At 71.2% G+C, this 1561-nt stretch carries 2 protein-coding genes; both read left to right on the top strand.

Features of this window, described 5'->3' with window-relative positions; all coding sequences use genetic code 11:
* On the top strand, positions 1 to 337 hold a 337-nt coding region (locus PLL68_RS14990), incomplete at its 5' end, for a lysoplasmalogenase family protein (protein ID WP_324535466.1).
* Positions 338 to 496: 159 nt separating this feature from the next.
* Positions 497 to 1561, top strand: a 1065-nt coding sequence (locus PLL68_RS14985) for a class I tRNA ligase family protein (protein ID WP_324535464.1), incomplete at its 3' end; no start/stop codon positions are given.

Raw genomic sequence — 1561 nt, 5'->3', positions numbered from 1 at the left:
CGCCGGGATGGAGCGTCCCGGCTGGGGCTGGTTCGGGCTCGCCGTGCTCTCGGCATCGCTGGCCGTGGGGCGCGGCATCCTGCCCGGTGCCCGGGCCGCCGGCGGAGCCCCGCTGACCATCGCCGTCGCGGCCTACATGCTCGTCATCGGCGCCATGGCGGTCAGCGGCTGGGCCACCGGGCTGCTGCTCGTCGGGCTCGGCGTGAGCCTGTTCGTCGTCAGCGACACCGTGCTGGCCCTGGGTCGCTTCGTCGAACCCCGATCCTGGACCCGGCCCGTGACGATGCTGACCTACCACGGTGCGCAGGCCCTGATCGTCGCCGGCCTGCTGGCCTGACCCACGTGCTGCGATACCCTGACCCCGTGACCACGGTGCTCCTGCTTACCTAGCCGCGACGGCCACCCCAGCCGCGCGGCGACCCCTCCTGAGCGAGGGGTTTTTTCATGAGCGCACCACCGAGCACCCGCGCACGACGACACGACGAACGAGGACGAGATGAGCGAGACCCCGTACCGCTACACCGCCGAGCTGGCCGGGCAGATCGAGGTGGCCTGGCAGGACCGCTGGGAGCAGCGCGGCACCTACCACGCCCCGAACCCGGCCGGCCCCTGGGCAGACCCCGAGGGGGTCGCCGCGCACTCCGGCGGGCACCTGCTCGTCCTCGACATGTTCCCCTACCCGAGCGGTGCCGGCCTGCACGTCGGGCACCCGCTCGGCTACATCGCCACCGACGTCTTCGCGCGCTTCAACCGCATGCTCGGCAAGAACGTCCTGCACTGCCTGGGGTACGACGCGTTCGGGTTGCCGGCCGAGCAGTACGCCGTGCAGACCGGCCAGCACCCGCGCAAGACCACCGAGGACAACATCGTCATCATGGCGCGCCAGCTGCGCCGACTGGGCCTGGGCCACGACGACCGCCGCGCCATCCAGACCATCGACCCCGACTACTACCGCTGGACGCAGTGGATCTTCACCCAGATCTACAACGCCTGGTACGACGCGGATGCCGTGCGCCCCGACGGCGGGACCGGCCGCGCCCGCCCCATCGCGGACCTCGAGCAGGAGTACCGCGACGGAACGCGCCCGCTGCCCGGTGGTGAGGACCGCGCGTGGGACACGTTGAGCGCGACCGAGCGCGCCGGCATCCTCGATGCCTCGCGCCTGGCGTACACGAGCGAGGCGCCGGTCAACTGGTGCCCTGGCCTGGGCACAGTGCTCTCCAACGAGGAGGTCACCAACGAGGGCCGCTCCGAGCGGGGCAACTTCCCGGTGTTCAAGCGCAACCTGCGCCAGTGGATGATGCGGATCACCGCGTACGCCGACCGGCTGGCCGACGACCTCGACCGGGTCGAGTGGCCCGAGAAGGTCAAGATCATGCAGCGCAACTGGATCGGGCGCAGCCACGGTGCGAAGGTCACCTTCCCGATCGCCCGTCCCTCCGGTGACCAGTTGGTCGACCCCGGGACGGCGGATGCCGGGATCGAGGTCTTCACGACCCGTCCCGACACGCTGTTCGGCGCCACGTTCATGGTGCTGGCCCCCGAGCACCCGCTCGTCGAC

This window comes from Ornithinibacter sp., from assembly GCF_035443565.1.
GTDB lineage: Bacteria > Actinomycetota > Actinomycetes > Actinomycetales > Dermatophilaceae > Fodinibacter.
The sequence above is the reverse complement of the archived record's forward strand: the minus strand, read 5'-3'. Positions and strand labels throughout refer to the sequence as shown.